General features: G+C 63.2%; 12 protein-coding genes. 10 read left to right on the top strand and 2 right to left on the bottom strand.

Annotated features, from left to right (window positions below):
* Positions 1–78 precede the first annotated feature (78 nt).
* From BLS75_RS15530 to BLS75_RS15565, 8 genes are all read left to right on the top strand, one after another.
* Positions 79–1,536, top strand: a complete 1,458-nt coding sequence (locus BLS75_RS15530; RefSeq protein WP_072451360.1) for an alginate export family protein — start codon at positions 79–81, stop codon at positions 1,534–1,536.
* A gap of 26 nt (positions 1,537–1,562) precedes the next feature.
* Positions 1,563–3,152, top strand: coding sequence for a mannuronan 5-epimerase AlgG (gene algG / locus BLS75_RS15535; RefSeq protein WP_053149131.1), 1,590 nt, complete (start codon positions 1,563–1,565; stop codon positions 3,150–3,152).
* Positions 3,153–3,163: 11 nt separating this feature from the next.
* A complete protein-coding gene (locus tag BLS75_RS15540; RefSeq protein ID WP_011059371.1) occupies positions 3,164–4,624 on the top strand; it encodes an alginate O-acetyltransferase in 1,461 nt (486 codons plus the stop codon).
* Between the two features lie 8 nt (positions 4,625–4,632).
* Complete coding sequence (locus BLS75_RS15545; protein ID WP_072451221.1) at positions 4,633–5,757, top strand: mannuronate-specific alginate lyase; 1,125 nt, start codon at positions 4,633–4,635, stop codon at positions 5,755–5,757.
* Positions 5,758–5,967: 210 nt separating this feature from the next.
* Complete coding sequence (locus tag BLS75_RS15550) at positions 5,968–7,533, top strand: MBOAT family O-acyltransferase (protein WP_072451222.1); 1,566 nt, start codon at positions 5,968–5,970, stop codon at positions 7,531–7,533.
* 11 nt (positions 7,534–7,544) lie between these two features.
* Positions 7,545–8,720, top strand: coding sequence for an alginate O-acetyltransferase (locus BLS75_RS15555; protein WP_072451223.1), 1,176 nt, complete (start codon positions 7,545–7,547; stop codon positions 8,718–8,720).
* Between the two features lie 15 nt (positions 8,721–8,735).
* A complete protein-coding gene (locus BLS75_RS15560; protein WP_072451224.1) occupies positions 8,736–9,404 on the top strand; it encodes an alginate O-acetyltransferase AlgF in 669 nt (222 codons plus the stop codon).
* A gap of 190 nt (positions 9,405–9,594) precedes the next feature.
* Positions 9,595–11,046: a mannose-1-phosphate guanylyltransferase/mannose-6-phosphate isomerase gene (locus BLS75_RS15565; protein ID WP_072451225.1), complete on the top strand. Its 1,452-nt coding sequence runs from the start codon at positions 9,595–9,597 to the stop codon at positions 11,044–11,046.
* Between the two features lie 280 nt (positions 11,047–11,326).
* Here BLS75_RS15565 and BLS75_RS15570 read toward each other — a convergent pair whose 3' ends face one another.
* Both BLS75_RS15570 and BLS75_RS15575 read right to left on the bottom strand, forming a co-directional pair.
* Complete coding sequence (locus tag BLS75_RS15570; protein WP_072451226.1) at positions 11,327–12,592, bottom strand: type II toxin-antitoxin system HipA family toxin; 1,266 nt, start codon at positions 12,590–12,592, stop codon at positions 11,327–11,329.
* The gene (locus BLS75_RS15575; RefSeq protein ID WP_072451362.1) at positions 12,589–12,885 is read right to left on the bottom strand and encodes a helix-turn-helix domain-containing protein; all 297 of its coding nucleotides are present in this window, start codon (positions 12,883–12,885) and stop codon (positions 12,589–12,591) included. Before BLS75_RS15575 ends, BLS75_RS15570 begins: the two co-directional genes overlap by 4 nt.
* Before the next feature lie 215 nt (positions 12,886–13,100).
* On the opposite strand from BLS75_RS15575, the gene BLS75_RS15580 reads away from it, so the two are divergent.
* Positions 13,101–13,565 (top strand): hypothetical protein, encoded by a 465-nt coding sequence (locus BLS75_RS15580; RefSeq protein WP_015634229.1) that lies wholly within the window; start codon positions 13,101–13,103, stop codon positions 13,563–13,565.
* Between the two features lie 36 nt (positions 13,566–13,601).
* Positions 13,602–14,426 (top strand): SDR family oxidoreductase, encoded by an 825-nt coding sequence (locus tag BLS75_RS15585; RefSeq protein ID WP_072451227.1) that lies wholly within the window; start codon positions 13,602–13,604, stop codon positions 14,424–14,426.
* Positions 14,427–14,539: the final 113 nt, after the last annotated feature.

Consider the following 14,539-nt stretch of genomic DNA (forward strand, 5'->3'; position numbering starts at 1 on the left):
CGCCACACCGGCCTGCGCGACCGGGCACACCCCGCCGCCACAACCACAGGCAAGCGCTTGTGCCTGTCGAAACTGGGCATGGCCCTGGGTTTTGCCATGATCTGGTCCACCCCGACCCTGGCGGCCATCACCGACACCAAGAACTTCGGCCTGGAAGTGAAGATCACCGGCCAGTCCGAGGACGATCGCGACCTGGGCACCCAGGGCGGTGGCGACGTCAACGGCATCGGCCTCGACCTGCGGCCCTGGGTCTATGGCGAAAGCGGCAACTGGAGCGCCTACGCCATGGGCCAGGCAGTGGCCGCAAGCGACGTGATCGAAACCGACACCCTGCAACAGTCCGGCGACGACGCCAGCCAGCAGTCCAGCAACGATGACCGCAAGACCAAGAAGAACTACCTGGCCATGCGCGAGTTCTGGGTCGGCTACAGCGGCTTCACCGCCTACCCCGGCGAGCAGTTGAAGTTCGGCCGCCAGCGCCTGCGCAACGATGACGGGCAATGGCGCGACACCAACATCGAGGCGCTGAACTGGACCTTCGACACCACCCTGCTGCGGGCCAACCTGGGGGCCGCCGAGCGCTTCAGTGAATACCGCACCGACCTCAAGGAGCTGGCACCCAAGGACAAGGACCGCCTGCACCTGTACGCCGACGCCGCCTACCAGTGGACGCCCGGCCAGTGGGTGGGCATCCGCGCCCACCACACCCACGACGACGGCAAGCTCGACTATGCCCAGCCCGGCGTGGCCAGCGACCCGCTGGACAAGAAGGAAAACGGCGACCTGACCTGGCTCGGCCTGGAAGCCAACAGCGACGCCTTTAACTGGCGCAACACCAATACCGTCAACTACTGGGCCAGCCTCACCGGCATGCGCGGCGACCGCGATACGGTCAACCCGCTGAACGCCGATGGCAGCCGCCCGACCCAAGCCAAGCGCGGGGACAACCTCAACGGCTGGGCCACCGACCTGGGCGTGCGCCTGCGCCTTGACCCGAACTGGCAAGTGGGCGCGGCCTATGCCCGGGCCAGCGCCGAGTACGAACAGAACGGCCTGCAAAGCAACCGCTCCAACTACACCGGTACTCGCTCCCGGGTGCACCGCTTCGGCGAAGCCTTCCGGGGCGAAATGAACAACACCCAGAGCGCCACCCTGTTCGGTTCCTGGCAACTGCGCGAGGACTACGACGCCAGCCTGGTCTACCACAAGTTCTGGCGTGTGGACGGCAACAAACCGGTGGGCAGCAACGGCATCAACGCAGTGGACAACAACTACGACGACACCACCGGCGCCCTGCTCAGCAGCACCTCGCTGCCGCTCATGGATGGCAAGAAGGACCTCGGCCAGGAGATGGACCTGGTGGTCACCAAGTACTTCAAGCAAGGCCTGTTGCCCGCGGCCCTGAGCCAGTCGATCGATGAACCTTCGGCCCTGGTGCGTTTGCGCGGTGGCGTGTTCAAGCCCGGCGACGCCTACGGCAAAGAGGTCGACTCCTACATGCACCGCGCCTTTATCGACGTGATCTGGCGCTTCTGATGCAAGCCGCTAAAGGAGTGCCCGACATGCCTACTCAAACTCTCCAGAGCCCGTTGTCCAGAGGCTCCCTGAGCCTCCTGGCCGGCGCCCTGCTGCTGGCCAGCAGCAGCGCCTTCGCCACTGCCGAGACGGCCAAGGCGCCGATCATCGCCAAGGAGCTGCAACAGGCCAAGACCTACACCGTCAGCAGTGCTCCCATCGAGCCCCTGGCCCTGGCCAAGCCGACCCTGCCCGACCTCTCCGGCTACACCGCCGAGGCGGCCGCGGCGAAGATCGTGCGCAGCAAGCCGGGCAAGATCAGCGTGCGCCGGATGATGCAGGAAGACGCCCTGAAGGACTTTATCGGCGGTGACAACAAGATGGCCGAATGGGTGGTGCGCCAGCACGGCATACCCCAGGCGATCTTCATCGACGACGGCTACGTCAACCTCAAGGAACTGGTGGGCAAGCTGCCCAAGCAGTACATCAGCGAAACCGCGCCCGGGGTCTACCTCGCCCGCCTGCCCATCGTCGTCGGCCGCCACGGCATCCTGGAAATCGACAAACAGACCCAGGAGCTGCGCCTGTCCCAGGAAAGCGGCTCGTTCCTGGTCAACGATGGCCAGCTGTTCGTGCGTGACACCAAGGTCACGGGCTGGCGCGAAAAGGACAACGGCCCGGCGACCTTCCGCTCGCCCAAGGAATTCCGCCCGTTCCTGCTGGCCTGGGGCGGCACCGAGACTTACATCGTCAACAGCACGATGGCCAGCTTCGGCTACGCCAACTCCAAGTCCTACGGGGTGAGTATTTCCCAGTACACGCCGAACATGGCCAAAGTGCTCAAGCGCCCCGAGCCCACCGGCTGGATCGTCGGCTCGACGTTCTCGGACATGTGGTACGGCTTCTACTGCTACGAGACCCGGGACTTCGTGCTCAAGGGCAACACCTACAAGGACAACATCGTCTACGGCATCGACCCCCACGACCGTTCCCATGGCCTGATCATTGCCGACAACACCGTCCACGGCACCAAGAAGAAGCACGGCATCATCATTTCCCGGGAAGTGAACGACAGCTTCATCTTCAACAACCGCAGCTACGACAACCACCTCTCCGGGCTGGTGATCGACCGTAACAGCGTCAACAACCTGATCGCCTACAACGAGATCTACCGCAACCACACCGACGGCATCACCCTCTACGAGAGTGCCGACAACCTGATCTACGGCAACAAGGTGATCAGCAACCGCCGCCACGGCATCCGCATTCGCAACAGCGTGAACATCCGCCTGTACGAAAACATCGCCATGGCCAACGGCCTGACCGGGGTCTACGGCCACATCAAGGACCTTTCCGACACCGACCGCGACATCAAGCTCGACCCGTTCGACGCCCAGGTCTCGCTGATCGTGGTCGGCGGCGAGCTGGCCGCCAACGGCAGCGGGCCGATGTCCATCGACTCCCCCTTGAGCGTGGAGCTGTACCGGGTCTCCATGCTGGCGCCGACCAAAAGCAGCGGCATCAGCTTCTCCGGGGTCCTGGGCGAGCGCCAGGATGAAATTCTCGACCTGCTGGTGCGCCAGCAGAAAGCCGTGTTGATCGACCCCGTCGAACGCCAGACCGAATTGCGGGATTGAGGATGACTTTCATGCACCCACACTGGATCAAACTCCTGGGCCTGTCGGCCCTGACCGCGGGGATTCTCGCCGCCAGCGCCGGCGCCCGTGCCGACGAAACCAGCGCCACGAGCGCCGCGCCGAACTTCAAGGCCGAGCCGTGCTGCAACCTGTGCCCGGCCGCCCACGACGCAAAGAACTACGTGACCCGCTACCAGCAGAACTTCACCACCCTGGTGCAAGCCCAGGGCGACTGGTTGTTCCGTACCCAGGAAGATTTGCGCACCGAGTTCAACACCACTCCCGAAGGCTACCGCCGCCTCAAGCAGTTGCACGAAGCCTTCAAGAGCAAGGGCGTGGAACTGGTGGTGGTCTATCAGCCGACCCGCGGCCTGGTGAACCGCAACAAGCTCAACCCGGCGGAGAAAGCCCGTTTCGACTATGACAAGGCGCTGAGCAACTACAAGGCCATGCTCGGGCGCTTCGCGCAGATGGGCTACGTGGTGCCGGACCTCTCGCCGCTGACCAACGAACAACTGCCCGATACCCTGCCGGCCCACGACTTCTACTTCCGCGGCGACCAGCACTGGACCCCTTATGGCGCCCAGCGCACGGCGAAGATCGTCGCCGACAAGGTCAAGCAGTTGCCGGCCTTTGCCGACATTCCACGGCGTGAATTCGAAACCCACAAGTCCGGGCGCATGGGCAAGACCGGCACCCTGCACAACATGGCCGGCCAGTTGTGCGGCACCAGCTACGCCATCCAGTACATGGACCAGTTCACCACCGAGCCCAAGGGCGAGGCTGGCGACGGCGACCTGTTCGGCGACTCCGGCAACCCGCAGATCACCCTCGTGGGCACCAGCCACAGTGGCAAGAACTACAACTTCGCCGGCTTCCTGGAAGAGGCCATCGGTGCCGACATCCTCAACGTCGCCTTCCCCGGCGGCGGCCTGGAAGGCTCGATGCTGCAGTACCTGGGCAGCGACGAATTCCAGAAGAGCCCGCCGAAGATCCTCATCTGGGAATTCTCGCCGCTGTACCGCCTGGACCAGGAAACCATCTACCGGCAGATGATGGCCCTGCTGGACAACGGCTGCGAGGGCAAGGACGCGCAGATGACCGGCAGCACCACCCTCAAGCCCGGCAAGAACGAATTGCTGGTCAACAGCAAGAACATGGACCTGCGCAACAGCGGTCATCAGGTCGACATCCGCTTCGCCGACACCTCGGTGAAAACCCTGCAAGCCACCCTCTGGTACATGAACGGGCGCCACGAGGACATCAAGATCGAAAAACCGGAAACGTCCGACACCGACGGGCGCTTCGCCTTCGAACTGCGCACCGACGAAGACTGGGCCTCGCAGAACCTGCTGGCGGTCGAGATCCAGGGCCCGGAAGCGGGCACTGCGGGGCAGAAGGTCGAAGCGAAAATTTGCAAACGCAACGTATTCCCGAGCGCCGAGCAACGCACCGCGCAGATCGGGCAATGAGGTTACCTATGCAAAGCACAGACTTGAAACGCTTGTTGATACCCAGCCTGCTGGGGCTGGCCATCGTCACCGGCAGCGCCCAGGCCGCCGCGCCGCTGCGCCCGCCCCAGGGCTATTACGCCCCGGTGGACAAGTTCAAGAGCGGCGACAACAGCGAGGGCTGCGACGCCATGCCGGCGCCCTACACCGGCGCCCTGCAGTTTCGCAGCAAGTACGAAGGCTCGGACAAGGCCCGGGCGACCCTCAACGTGCAGTCCGAACAGGCCTTTCGTGACACCACCGCGGACATCACCAAGATCGAGCGCGGCACCAGCAAGCGGGTCATGCAGTTCATGCGCGACGGCCGTGCTGAACAGCTGGACTGCACCCTCGCCTGGCTCAGCGCCTGGGCCCAGGCCGATGCGCTGATGTCCAAGGACTTCAACCACACCGGCAAGTCCATGCGCAAATGGGCCCTGGGCAGCATGGCCTCGGCCTACCTGCGGCTGAAGTTCTCCGACTCCCACCCCCTGGCCACCCACCAGGAACAGGCACAGAAGATCGAGGCCTGGTTCAGCAAGATGGCCGACCAGGTGGTCAGCGACTGGGACAACCTGCCCCTGGACAAGACCAACAACCACTCCTACTGGGCCGCCTGGTCGGTGATGGCCACCGCCGTGGCCACCAACCGCCGCGACCTGTTCGACTGGGCGGTCAAGGAATACAAGGTCGGCGCCAACCAGGTCGATGCCGACGGCTTCTTGCCCAACGAACTCAAGCGCCAGCAGCGGGCCCTGGCCTACCACAACTACGCCCTGCCGCCGCTGGCAATGATCGCCAGCTTCGCCCAGGTCAACGGCGTCGACCTGCGCCAGGAGAACAACAGCGCCCTCAAGCGCCTGGGCGAGCGGGTGCTGGCCGGGGTCAAGGACCCGGACACCTTCGAAAAGAAGAACGGCAAGCAGCAGGACATGACCGACCTCAAGGTCGACTCGAAATTCGCCTGGCTGGAACCCTACTGCAGCCTCTACACCTGCGCCCCGGAGACATTGGAGCGCAAGCACAAGATGCAGCCGTTCAAGACTTTCCGCCTGGGTGGCGACCTGACCAAGGTCTACGACCCGGCCCATGAAAAGGGCAGCACAAACCCGTAGCACCTGAACCTGTAGCCGCTGCCGAGGTACGAGGCTGCGACGCGGTCCGCAGGACCGCCCCCAGGGGCCGCTTCGCAGCCCATCGCAGCCTCGTGCCTCGGCAGCGGCTACAGAGAGCGTCATGAATGCAGTACGCCTCCCACGTTTTTTCAGTGGGGGGTTTGGGGGGGCTCCGGCCTCTGACTATTGGTTAAACATGGAGAGATCGGGATGGTTTTCTCATCCAATGTGTTCCTGTTCCTGTTCCTGCCGATCTTTCTCGGCTTGTACTACTTGAGCGGGCAACGCTATCGCAACTTGCTGCTGCTGATCGCCAGCTATGTGTTCTATGCCTGGTGGCGCGTGGACTTCCTGGCGCTGTTCGCCGGGGTCACCCTGTGGAACTACTGGATCGGCCTGAAAGTCGGCGCCGCCGGTGTCAGGACCAAACCCGCCCAGCGCTGGCTGCTGCTGGGGGTGGCGGTGGACCTGTGCATCCTCGGCTACTTCAAGTACGCCAACTTCGGCGTCGACAGCATCAACGCCATCATGACCTCCATGGGGCTTGAGCCGTTCATCCTGACCCACGTGCTGCTGCCGATCGGTATCTCGTTCTACATCTTCGAGTCCATCAGCTACATCATCGACGTCTACCGCGGCGACACCCCGGCCACCCGCAACCTGATCGACTTCGCGGCGTTCGTGGCGATCTTCCCGCACCTGATCGCCGGCCCCGTGCTGCGCTTTCGTGACCTGGCGGACCAGTTCAACAACCGCACCCACACCCTGGACAAGTTCTCCGAAGGCTGCACGCGGTTCATGCAGGGCTTCATCAAGAAAGTGTTCATCGCCGACACCCTGGCGGTGGTCGCCGACCATTGCTTCGCCCTGCACAACCCCACCACGGGCGATGCCTGGCTCGGCGCCCTGGCCTACACCGCGCAGCTGTACTTCGACTTCTCCGGCTACAGCGACATGGCCATCGGCCTGGGCTTGATGATGGGTTTTCGCTTCATGGAAAACTTCAAGCAGCCCTACATCAGCCAGTCGATCACCGAGTTCTGGCGGCGCTGGCACATCAGCCTCTCTACCTGGCTGCGGGACTACCTGTACATCACCCTGGGGGGCAACCGCAAAGGCACCCTGATCACCTACCGCAACCTGTTCCTGACCATGCTCCTGGGCGGCCTGTGGCACGGCGCCAACTTCACCTACATCGTCTGGGGCGCCTGGCACGGCATGTGGCTGGCCATCGAAAAGGCCCTGGGCATCAACACCACGCCGCGCAGCCTGAACCCGGTGCGCTGGGCCCTGACCTTCCTGCTGGTGGTGATGGGCTGGGTGATCTTCCGCGCCGAGAACCTGCACGTAGCAGGCCGCATGTACGGCGCGATGTTCAGCTTTGGCGACTGGTCGCTGTCGGAACTCAACCGCGCCAGCCTCACCGGCCTGCAAGTGGCGACCCTGATCCTGGCCTACGCCACCCTGGCGTTCTTCGGCCTGCGTGACCTGTACCGCAACCCGGCGCCGGTCAAGGCCAAGCCCGAGGTCACTACCGCCGACGACGGCCCGGCCAGCGCCCAGCCCGGCCTGATCAAGGCGGTGCCCGGGGACAACCCCGGCAGCATTCACCAGCCGGGCTACATCGTCGGCACCGAGGCCCAGGTGCAGCCGGCCTACTGGACTGCCGACTGGTCGCGCTACGCCATGCGCGCCCTGGTGCTGCTGCTGTTCATTGCCTCGATTCTCAAACTCTCGGCGCAAAGCTTCTCGCCGTTCCTTTACTTCCAGTTCTGAGGGATCTGCCCATGACCCGCTCATTACGTGTGTTCTACATCGCCCTGTTCCTGCTGACTCTGCTGGTGCTGGGGTTGTGGTCGGCGCGCAGCTTCTTCGGTTTCAGTACCAACAACGACGCCACCGTGCTCAACGGGCGCTGGGCCAAGGCGGTGGAAACCCACTACGACGACCAGTTCCCGATCAAGCGCCTGGGCACCAACCTCTGGGCCGCCCTGGACTTCAAACTGTTCAACGAAGGGCGCCCGGGAGTGGTGCTGGGCCGTGACCAGTGGCTGTACAGCGATGAAGAGTTCAACCCCGTGGTCAACGAGGAGCTCAACCTGCAGGGCAACTACGCCCTGGTGGAAGGCGTGCGCCAGATCCTCAAGGAGCACGGGGTGAAGCTGGTGATGGCGATCGTTCCGGCCAAGGTGCGCCTGTACCCGGAACACATGGACAAAGTGCGCCCGGCGCGCATCCACGCCAACCTCTACCAGGACTTCCACTCCCGGGTCGCCGCCGACAAGATCCTTGCCCCCGACCTGCTGGGCCCCCTGCAACAGGCCAAGCAACAGGGCCAGCAAGTGTTCCTGCGCACCGACACCCACTGGACCCCCGCCGGCGCCGAGATCGTCGCCCGCCAACTGGCCCTGACCATCGCCGCCAAGACCCCGCTCAGCGGTCAGCCACAACGCTTCGTCACCGAGACCCAAGAGACCGTGGAACACAAGGGCGACCTGCGCCGCTTCCTGCCCCTGGACCCGCTGTTCGAAAACCTGATGCCGGCCGAAGAGCCCCTGCAAAAGCGCGTGACCCGGGCCAGCGAAGAGCAGCCGGCCGCCGACGACGCGCTGTTTGCCGACCGCGAAGTGCCAGTGACCCTGGTGGGCACCAGCTACAGCGCCAACCCCAGCTGGAACTTCGTCGGCGCCCTGAAACAGGCCCTGCACAGCGACGTGCTGAGCTACGCCGAAGACGGCCACGGCCCGATCCTGCCGATGCTCAGCTACCTGAAAAGCGACGACTTCAAGAACAACCCGCCCCAGGTGCTGATCTGGGAATTCCCTGAACGCTATCTGCCTGTGAACAACGAAATCGGCGACGCCGACCCGCAGTGGGTCGCAGAGCTCAAGCAAGCCGGTGCTCGCCAACAGAACGTAGCTGTACTCAACAAATCCGAGACGCCCGACCGGGCGCAAAACTGAAAAGAGGTAACACTCATGACTTTCACTACTACTCCTCGTCGTCTCGCTGCCAAATCCCTGAAAGCTGCCGTATTGGCCGCGGGCCTGGGCCTGCTATCAGCTCCGGTATTCGCCGGTGGCGATGCCGCCCTGTACGGCCCCACCGCGCCCAAGGGCTCGACCTTCGTGCGCCTGTACAACGCCAGCAACAGCGAAGTCAGCGCCACGGTGGGCAGCACCAACGTCAATGACGTCGCGCCCCTGGCCAGCAGCGACTTCAGCTTCATGCCCGGCGGCGACTACACCGCCAAGGTGGGCAGCCAGAGCGTGCCGGTGAAACTGGCCGCCGATCACTATTACACCCTGGTCAACAACGCCAGCGGCCAGCCGCAACTGATCGAAGAACCACCGTTCAAGAACAAGCAGAAATCCCTGGTGCGGGTGCAGAACCTCAGCGACCAGGCCCTGACCCTGAAGACCGCCGACGGCAAGACCGACGTGGTCAAGGCCGTGGCCGCCAAAGGCCGCGGCGAGCGCGAAATCAACCCGGTGAAGGTCAGCTTCGCTCTGTATGACGGCGAGAAAAAGGTCAGCGACCTCAAGCCCGTGGCCCTGGAGCGCGGCGAAGCGGCGGTGCTCTACGTCACCGGCAACGGCAGCAGCCTGTCGCCGGTCTGGGTCAAGCGCCCCGTCTCGACCCGCTAACGAATTTCCGGATGCCTTTCCCGTCCCCCTGTAGGAGCCGGCTTGCCGGCGAAGGGGCCCTTGAGGACGCCTTCGCTGGCAAGCCAGCTCCTACAGGGGCGCGGCGAGCATCCGGGCACGCAACAAAAACAAGAGTGAAACGACAGAACGCAGTAGCTCTAACCCATACGATGTTTGAAGGAGTAACAACATGATTCCGGTGATCTTGTCAGGTGGTAGCGGCTCACGTCTTTGGCCGCTTTCGCGCAAGCAATTCCCCAAGCAGTTCCTCGCCCTGACCGGCGAACACACTTTGTTCCAGCAGACCCTGGAGCGGCTGGTGTTCGAAGGCATGGATACCCCCATCGTGGTCTGCAACAAGGACCACCGCTTTATCGTCAACGAGCAACTGGCGGCCCGTAAGCTCGAATCCCAGCGCATCCTCATGGAGCCCTTCGGCCGCAACACCGCCCCGGCCGTGGCCCTGACCGCGATGATGCTGGTCAACGAAGGCCGCGACGAGCTGATGCTGGTACTGCCCGCCGACCACGTCCTGGACGACCAGAAAGCCCTGCAACGCGCCCTGGCCCTGGCCACCGTGGCCGCCGAGCGTGGCGAAATGGTGCTGTTCGGGGTCCCGGCAACCAAGCCGGAAACCGGCTACGGCTACATCAAGTCCACCAACGATGCGCTGCTCCCGGAGGGGGTCAGCCGGGTCTCGCACTTCGTCGAAAAACCCGACGAAAAACGCGCCACCGAGTTTGTCCAGGCCGGCGGCTATTTCTGGAACAGCGGCATGTTCCTGTTCCGCGCCAGCCGCTTCCTCGAAGAGCTGAAGAAACACGACCCGGACATCTACGACACCTGCCTCTTGACCCTGGAGCGCAGCCAGCAGGACCCGGACACCGTGACCATCGACGAAGCCACCTTCGCCTGCTGCCCGGACAACTCCATCGACTACGCGGTGATGGAGAAGACCCAGCGCGCCTGCGTGGTGCCCCTGACCGCTGGCTGGAGCGATGTCGGCTGCTGGTCGTCGCTGTGGGACGTGCATGAAAAAGACGCCAACGGCAACGTCAGCAAGGGCGATGTGGTGATCCAGGACAGCAAGAACTGCATGATCCACGGCAACGGCAAGCTGGTGTCGGTGATCGGCCTTGAAAACATCGTCGTGGTGGAAACCAAGGACGCCATGATGATCGCCCACAAGGACAAGGTCCAAGGGGTGAAACAGATGGTCAACACCCTCAACGAACAGGGCCGCAGCGAGACCCAGAACCACTGCGAGGTCTACCGTCCGTGGGGCTCCTACGACTCGGTGGACATGGGCGGGCGCTTCCAGGTCAAGCACATCTCGGTCAAGCCGGGGGCCTGCCTGTCGCTACAGATGCACCACCACCGCGCCGAACACTGGATCGTGGTCAGCGGCACCGCCGAAGTCACCTGTGACGAGAACGTGTTCCTGCTCACCGAGAACCAGTCCACCTACATCCCGATTGCCTCGGTGCACCGCCTGCGCAACCCGGGCAAGATCCCGCTGGAGATCATCGAAGTGCAATCGGGTAGCTACCTGGGCGAAGACGATATCGAGCGCTTTGAAGATATCTACGGCCGCTCCACCCCGGTGGAACGTGGCGTCTCGGTGAAGACCATCGCCCAGTAACAGCGACAGGCTTCAAGCGGCAAGCTGCGAGCAAAGGCAAAGCGCCGTTATCAGCGAGTCCTTTCAACCCCCTTCCAGGCGCCTGCGTCCCCTATCCGCAGGCGGTTGGACAGGGGGATTTTTTTGTAGCCGCTGCCGCAGGCTGCGAAAAGGGCCGAAGGACCTTCAGCGGTCTTGAGCCCCCTGCGCCCGCTGCGCGGTCGTTCGCAGCCTGCGGCAGCGGCTACAAGGAGCTGACCTGTGCATCGTTACTACACCCATTTCAGCCCTGGTCGCGGCGCTAAAGATTGGCATGAACATCTTCAAGCGTTTCAAAGATCTCCTGCCCATCGGCCTGCAGAATACCCAGTTCGGCAAACAGCGTTTTCCAATTGCCCAGCGCCTCCAGCGTCTGGTCGATGTAGTCATCCGGCTTGAGAAACTTGTAGTCCGCGCACAAGCGCCTGATTGCCTTGCGGGACGGACGCCCCTGGCCGTCGAACGCGGTGGTGTGCTCGCCCATGCCGGTGGAGAAGGTCAGGTCATACGCGGGTGCGAGAACCCACTGCCCCTCCAGGCCGCCCTGCCCCTCTTCGTAGAGAAAAGCGAAGTTCTTCGCGTGATCGTCGTAGTTGTGCGCCAGGCCGTTGAACACCATGAGCCGGGCCATTTTCTCCACTTCCTTGGCACTCTTGGTCAGCGCAAAGGTCAGGCGCAGCAAGTCCTTGTAGTCCAGGCCTGGAACTCTGAAGTCCGCATGCAGAATCCCGGCGGCGGTCATCATGTGGACTTTCTCGTTGTGCTGGCGATCAAAGCGCCGGGAGGCAAAGAAGCGTTCGTTCCACCCCTGCTCCGAGGGCACGGTGATCAGCTCGCAATGGGCCATATCGACCCCGGCGGCACGGGCCATGCGGGCGTAGGCATATTCAATAGCGCCCATGGACCAGGGTTCCTGCAGGGCCCTGAACTTCACGATCCAGTGCGCGTAGCCCTCCGGCAAGGGTTCAAAGGCCGAAACCACATGGGACAGGTCCGGCGAAAGGGCAACGGCTGCCTTGGGCCTGGCGCCACCTGGCGAGCCACCGGCAATCCGCAGTGCCTTCAGGACTTCAACCGTTTCCCCCACCTGGACCTGGACCGAAGCCTGGTACAGCAGTGAAAGGCTGATGGGTTCGCGCTGCACTTTTTCCGTCATGGGGTAATACTCCAAGGCGCCCATCCCACGGTTGCCAATGTAGGCAAGCCGATCGAGTTGAGTCAGGCCATTGGCGACCCGCGATCCATACTCCGCCGTGAAAAAACGCTTCATCAGCAGCAAGCCCCAATCATCGGGAAGGGAATCGGCGAAGGCTCCATGAATGCCCAGGAACACTTGGCTATCGGGTTGCTGCGGCTTCTCGTCGAAGGTCAGTTGCGGCGACAGATTGAAGCCCCGGCTCAACCAGTCCCTGGCGTAGGTGAAGTAGCAGCCCTGGCGATTCCAGCTCAGCACCCCCACCTGCCGCCCATGCATGAAGACGCCCAATTGCTCGATCGGCTGGTATTTCCTGGTGCCTCGTCCAGTCATCGGGTGCCCCTCTGGCGTTTTGAGTTTTGCAGCTCAAACAGCGTGTTTGGCGAAGGTGGCTTGAACAACTTGAGCAACGGATCGAGTTCATCCAAAGCCGCCGCAATCAGCACCATCGACTCAAGGGAGATGGCCCCCTGCAGCTCGAAACGCTTGATGGTCGAGGCGGGCACCCCGGATTTTTCGGCCAGGGTTTTGCGCGACAGGTTTTTTGACAACCTGAGGGCCTGTGCGTTTTTTCCGATCTCGGCCGTGATCTCGGACGGGGTGTACATGAAACGAGTAAGGGACATGACGCTGCGCCTGCCTCCGGCCTGTTGGATATTTCGCCAAACTATGGACAACATATGATCCATTATAGTTAAAAAACACCAATAACAGACCTTATATTATCCACAATAATTTTACGTCCAGAACGTTGGGCTAAAACACACCCTGGCCACCCTCCATCGCCAACCCCACCTACGCTTAGGTAGGATGTCCCCTCCTTTTCCCCGAGGCTCGCGTCATGTTCATCGGCGTTCTGCTGGTCATCACCTGGCTGATCCTGCTTCTGCGCTACCCCGCCAAAGCCCTTCCCGTGTCCCTGGCTGCCGCTTTCGGCCTGGCCCTGGTGGCCTGCTGGGTGGTCTGGCTGGACAACCGCGAAGCCCAGCAACTGGCGCGCCTGGAGTTGCGCCTGAGCTACGCCCCGGAGCACTGCCCCGCCGACCGTCCATTGCAGGTCAAGCTGAACAACGGCAACAAGGTGCCCCTGGTGGAATTGCGCTGGCGGGTCGCCGCCTATGCCCCGGGGGATACGGTCAACCTCGCCGACAACCAGTACAGTGCCCCGCGCTACCGTGGCCCCGGCGAGTTGCAGGCCGGCGCCAACTGGCAGGACTGCTTGCCCCTGCCGCCGCTGCGCCCCGGCTATCGCCCGCAAACCCTGGAGTTTCGCGCCGAGCGTTTACAGGGTAGTTTCTCCGACTGATTCACCCCCTCCCTCACCCAGCACAAGGACCGCGCCATGCCCGTAGCGTTGATCACCGGTTGTTCCAGCGGCATCGGCCGCGCCCTGGCGGACACCTTCAAGGGCGCCGGTTTCACCGTACTCGCCACCGCCCGCAAGGCCGAGGACGTCTCTGCCCTGCAAGCGGCCGGTTTCAAGGCCGTGCAACTGGACGTCAATGACGGCCCGGCCTTGGGCGCCTTGAGCGAGGAGATCAACCAGCAGTACGGCGGCCTCGATGTGCTGATCAACAACGCCGGCTACGGCGCCATGGGCCCGTTGCTGGATGGTGGCGTGGAAGCGATGCAACGCCAGTTCGAAACCAATGTGTTCTCGGTGGTCGGGGTGACTCGGGCGATGTTCCCGGTGCTGCGCCGCAGCCGCGGCCTGGTGGTGAACATCGGCAGTGTGTCCGGGGTGCTGGTGACGCCTTTTGCCGGTGCCTACTGCGCCTCGAAAGCCGCAGTGCACGCCTTGAGCGATGCCCTGCGCATGGAACTGTCGCCGTTCGGCATCCGCGTCATGGAAGTGCAGCCCGGGGCCATTGCTTCAAGCTTCGCCAAGAACGCCGGGCATGAAGCCGAACAGCTGCTCAACGAACATTCGCCCTGGTGGCCGCTGCGCGAGGGCATCCGCTCCCGGGCCAAGGCCTCCCAGGACAAGCCGACCCCAGCCAGAGAATTCGCCGCCGGCTTGCTCAAGGCCGTGCAGCAGGACAATCCGCCACGCCTGGTACGCCTGGGCAATGGCAGCCGCGCCTTGCCGCTGCTGGCCAACCTGCTGCCCAAGGGTCTGCTGGAGAAGGGGTTGATGAAGCGTTTTGGCCTGACCCGCAGTCTCTGAGACGACAAAAACCACGGTCAGCGAAAGCTGACCGTGCCCGGCAAAGCAGCACTGCCGCACTGATAAATCTGTAGCTGCCCCCGCCTCGAATGCGCCCGTTCACGGGCAAGACT

This window comes from Pseudomonas sp. NFPP12, assembly GCF_900103205.1.
Classification (GTDB): domain Bacteria; phylum Pseudomonadota; class Gammaproteobacteria; order Pseudomonadales; family Pseudomonadaceae; genus Aquipseudomonas; species Aquipseudomonas protegens.

Excerpts from the sequence above, each read along its gene's own strand:
- BLS75_RS15575 (WP_072451362.1), bottom strand. The coding sequence starts at position 12,885 with ATGTCCCTTACTCGTTTCATGTACACCCCGTCCGAGATCACGGCCGAG.
- BLS75_RS15565 (WP_072451225.1), top strand. The coding sequence starts at position 9,595 with ATGATTCCGGTGATCTTGTCAGGTGGTAGCGGCTCACGTCTTTGGCCG.
- BLS75_RS15540 (WP_011059371.1), top strand. The coding sequence starts at position 3,164 with ATGCACCCACACTGGATCAAACTCCTGGGCCTGTCGGCCCTGACCGCG.
- BLS75_RS15555 (WP_072451223.1), top strand. The coding sequence starts at position 7,545 with ATGACCCGCTCATTACGTGTGTTCTACATCGCCCTGTTCCTGCTGACT.
- BLS75_RS15585 (WP_072451227.1), top strand. The coding sequence starts at position 13,602 with ATGCCCGTAGCGTTGATCACCGGTTGTTCCAGCGGCATCGGCCGCGCC.
- BLS75_RS15530 (WP_072451360.1), top strand. The coding sequence starts at position 79 with ATGGCCCTGGGTTTTGCCATGATCTGGTCCACCCCGACCCTGGCGGCC.
- BLS75_RS15580 (WP_015634229.1), top strand. The coding sequence starts at position 13,101 with ATGTTCATCGGCGTTCTGCTGGTCATCACCTGGCTGATCCTGCTTCTG.
- BLS75_RS15570 (WP_072451226.1), bottom strand. The coding sequence starts at position 12,592 with ATGACTGGACGAGGCACCAGGAAATACCAGCCGATCGAGCAATTGGGC.
- BLS75_RS15560 (WP_072451224.1), top strand. The coding sequence starts at position 8,736 with ATGACTTTCACTACTACTCCTCGTCGTCTCGCTGCCAAATCCCTGAAA.
- algG (WP_053149131.1), top strand. The coding sequence starts at position 1,563 with ATGCCTACTCAAACTCTCCAGAGCCCGTTGTCCAGAGGCTCCCTGAGC.
- BLS75_RS15545 (WP_072451221.1), top strand. The coding sequence starts at position 4,633 with ATGCAAAGCACAGACTTGAAACGCTTGTTGATACCCAGCCTGCTGGGG.
- BLS75_RS15550 (WP_072451222.1), top strand. The coding sequence starts at position 5,968 with ATGGTTTTCTCATCCAATGTGTTCCTGTTCCTGTTCCTGCCGATCTTT.